The 3920-nt window shown below is 36.0% G+C and carries 3 protein-coding genes and 1 pseudogene; 3 read left to right on the top strand and 1 reads right to left on the bottom strand.

Annotation, left to right across the window (positions count from 1 at the left end; translation table 11 throughout):
* Positions 1 to 1950 (top strand): Eco57I restriction-modification methylase domain-containing protein (locus PX484_RS17930; protein ID WP_288104984.1); only part of this gene is annotated, 1950 nt, incomplete at its 5' end.
* Positions 1951 to 2203: 253 nt separating this feature from the next.
* Positions 2204 to 2545 (top strand): type II toxin-antitoxin system HicB family antitoxin, encoded by a 342-nt coding sequence (locus tag PX484_RS17925; RefSeq protein ID WP_002767352.1) that lies wholly within the window; start codon positions 2204 to 2206, stop codon positions 2543 to 2545.
* A 137-nt stretch (positions 2546 to 2682) separates the two neighbouring features.
* Here the strand turns inward: PX484_RS17925 and PX484_RS17920 are convergent, their stop codons facing one another.
* Complete coding sequence (locus PX484_RS17920) at positions 2683 to 3603, bottom strand: LysR substrate-binding domain-containing protein (protein ID WP_287688612.1); 921 nt, start codon at positions 3601 to 3603, stop codon at positions 2683 to 2685.
* A 147-nt stretch (positions 3604 to 3750) separates the two neighbouring features.
* Between PX484_RS17920 and PX484_RS17915 the strand changes: the two are divergent.
* Positions 3751 to 3920: pseudogene (locus PX484_RS17915) on the top strand (cadmium resistance transporter); the annotation flags it as partial.

Genomic DNA, 3920 nt, shown 5'->3' with positions numbered 1-3920 from the left:
TTATTCCGTGATTTTGATAGTCAAGCTAAACCCTACAAGCGTTTATTAGATGTTTTCCTTTCTCGCTTTTTTGGGGTTAAAACTGCTATCGAGTTTCTGCAGCGCTACGGTGGTAATATATCGGCAATTAATTGGGATAAGATACCCCGATCAGATCAAGGAATTTTAGACCAAGCAGCTAGTTTATATAAAAGTAAGCGTTTTTTTCATTGGGATCTGGAATTTCCTGAAGTTTTTATCGATCTTGATTCCGCTTCTTGGAAGGATAACCCCGGTTTTGATGCAGTAATCGGTAATCCTCCTTATGTTCGACAAGAAGGATTAAAAGATATTAAACCCTTTCTAAAAGAAAATTATCAATCTTTTCATGGAGTTGCCGATTTATACGTTTATTTTGTCGAAATGGGGTTACTATCCTTACAGCAAGGAGGTCACTTGGGTTTGATTATATCAAATAAATTTATGCGTGCTAATTATGGAACGAAATTAAGACAATTTCTAACCCAGCAAACAACTATAAAAGAAATTATCGATTTTGGAGAATTGCCTGTTTTTTCGGAAGCGGCAACTTTTCCATCTATTCTACTGATTGAAAATAATATTGTAGGTCAACAAAATGTTTTAGTATCAAAGATTAAGTCTCTCAAATTCAATAGTTTAATTGATGTGATTAATGATCTGTCATATTATGTATGTGAAAATAGCTTGTCTGTGGAAGGTTGGTCCTTAGCTAAAAATCAGATTGCTACAATTGTCGAAAAATTACAAAAAAAAGCTGTTTTTCTGAGTGAATATGTAAACAATCAGATTTATCTGGGAATTAAAATAGGATGTAACGAAGCATTTGTGATTGACAAAAATATCAAAGAATATTTAGTAAGAACTGACCCAAACAATCAACAATTTATCAAGTCTTTAATAGTAGGAGATGATTTAAGGAAATATGAAATCAAGAATCGGGACTTATATTTATTATTGATTCCCTGGGGATGGACAAAACAAAAAATAGATACAGATCAGGAAAAATTAGCTTGGAATTATCTTTCTTCATTATACCCTTCTCTTACTAAACATCTTGAGGGTTTTGCAGAAAAAGCTAGAAAAAGATGTGATCAAGGACAGTTTTGGTGGGAATTAAGATCTTGCACTTATTATGATATTTTTGAAAAACCTAAAATTATTTATCCAGATATTGCTAAAGAATCGCGCTTTACTTTAGATAATAATGGCTTTTACTCAATCAATACTACCTATTTAATTCCTAGCCAAAGTTATTATTTACTAGCTCTTTTAAATTCCAGCTTAATTTTCTTTTATATGTCTCAAAACAGTGCTGTATTGGGGGATACAGAGAAGCAAGGTAGATTAAGATTTTTTGGTCAATACATGGAGAACATCCCCATCCGAAAAATATCTTTTAACACCAAAAGCGATCGCCGTCAACAGAGTTTAGAGAAACTTATCAAAAGTTATCAAGAAAAGCAAGAAATATTAAAAGAAATCGAGGAACATATTAGGAGAGAAGAAACCGATATAGTCCATGATATTCTGGCCTACTTAGCAGAACAGATGATCGAGATAAATCGGGAAAAACAAAAAGAAATCAAAAGCTTTTTAAGATATTTAGAGAGAATAATCGGTAGTGCGATCGATAATTTAACCAACAAATCAAAAATCCAAAACTATCTCGGTGACTACCAAAAAAGCGAACCTCATCTTAGCTGCGATCAACTGTGGGAGATACTGAAAAAGAACAAAAAGAAAATTACCGTTAACTTGCTAGATCGTCAAATACAGGAAACCCTAGAAAAAGAATATCAAACCAGTCTAGATAAACTTTTGCCCCTAAAACAACAATTAAGCACGACCGATGAATTAATCGATCTAATTGTTTATAAACTCTATGGATTAAGCGAGGAAGAAATTAAAATTATTGAAGGGAGAGAGTGAAAAAAGAATCAGCATTACAAGTAAAGGGTTCAAACCAATCCTATTGATAGATTAAATAATACCGTAGAGAGTCTTCCTTTTTCTAAAAATACTGATATAATACGAAAAAAAGTTACTGAACCTTACTCAATGAAAAAAAAGCAACAGCGAGTTCTGAATGCAATTCAGACAAGGATATACGCCTCTTTTTAGAAAATGCTAATATCATTTAATTGCCTCAATTATTGATTATTTATTGAGAGAAACAAAAACTATGTACACCACAACTTATAAAGGATATACAGGTAAATTTGAAATTGACTTTGACGATAATCTGATCTCTGGAATCGTCATTGACATTAAAGATGTGATTACTTTTCACGGCAAAACTATTGAAGAAGCTGTACAGTGTTTTCATGAATCTGTTGATGACTATCTAGAATTTTGCCAAGAATTAGGAGAAGAACCCGATCAACCTTTTTCAGGAAAGCTACCTTATCAAACAACCCCCGAAATTCATCGTAAAATCTATTTAGCAGCAACTAAAAAAGGTAAAAGTATCAATGCTTGGATGGATGAGGTTCTTTCTCAGAAAGCCCAAGAACTTGTCGGCTAAAAATATTATAGATGACAATTTTTGAGAGTTAAAAGGAGAGATTTATATTACCTCATTCCCCATCTCTTTTGCCAAAAATAATTTCCCCTACATATCTTTATTTTTGCTCTAGTTAATTTTCGGTGATTGCTATCAGATTACAACATCTGCTCGAAAACTTGACAGACCCGGGGTTGAAAGCGCTGACGGTGTTTTATTTTTAAAAAAGGGCGCATAAATTCGAGATAACGAGGGTATGAACTGGAAGTATCGATGACTCGAATCGATCGCAATGTGCCTAATTCTAATTCCTTTTGAACCATTAATTCGGAAATGCCGGCCGCTGCCAAACTATTCTCGATGATTGCTTTCACCATTTCCCCCGTATTTAACAGCAAAGTCACCTTTAATGTGCGTAAATCGATGCCCCAATTCTGTAAAGCTTCCTCGAATCTTTGTTGAGTTCCCGATCCCGATTCTCGCATTACCCAAGGGGTTTCCACTAATTCCGGCAATTCGATCGCCTCTCTTTTATACCAGGGATGAGAACGTCCGACAATGATTAATAAGCGATCGCTGCCGACGATCTCCTGTTCTAAACAATGTGTTAAATCACTCTTGACTTCTCCCTCGATTAATGCTAGGTCAAAACGTCCGTTAGCCGTACCCAGACAGATTTCTTCCGTATTAGCTAGGGTGCAGTTGATCTTAATTGCTGGATAGCGCTCCTGAAAATCGCTAATTTTTGCCGGCAGCCAATAGTTACCAATAGTCAAACTCGACCCTAATTGTAGTTCTCCCCGTTGCAAGTCGTTGAATTCCGCCAATCCCCTTTCTGTCAAAGTTACCTGGGTGAGAATGCGTTGCGCTTCTAATTGCAGTAAACGTCCTGTTTCCGTGATCTCGATGTGACGACCGACGCGATGGAATAATTTCACCCCGTATTCATTTTCTAGGGAGGCAATGGCGGCACTGACGGCCGGTTGGGTGATATATAAAGCTTCTGCTGCTTTGGTGAAGTGGAGATGTTCAGCAGTCGCTAGAAAGATTTCCAGTTGATCTAGGGTCATTCTGGCCATGGCAATGGGTTTTCCGTCTCTATTGGTCTTTCCATCATTTTAATTTATTAAATCAACAAGAAAGAATATTTGATTTTATTAATGGCTCTTTCTAGAGTAGAAGTAGGGCGATCGAGATCAGAAGACCCGATTAAGGAAAAAAATCCTATGACTACCATGATTACTGCCATATCCACAGCAATAGCGGCCTTTATTGCCACTAATCTCGATGACATCCTGATTTTGACGATTCTTTTTACCCAGGTCAATAAACTTTTTCGCCGTCGTCATATCGTTATCGGTCAGTATTTAGGCTTTATCCTGCTGATTTTGGCGAG

The sequence above is a fragment of the Microcystis sp. M49636_WE2 genome, assembly GCF_030065375.1.
In the GTDB taxonomy this organism is placed as follows: Bacteria; Cyanobacteriota; Cyanobacteriia; order Cyanobacteriales; family Microcystaceae; genus Microcystis; species Microcystis aeruginosa_C.
The sequence above is the reverse complement of the archived record's forward strand: the minus strand, read 5'-3'. Positions and strand labels throughout refer to the sequence as shown.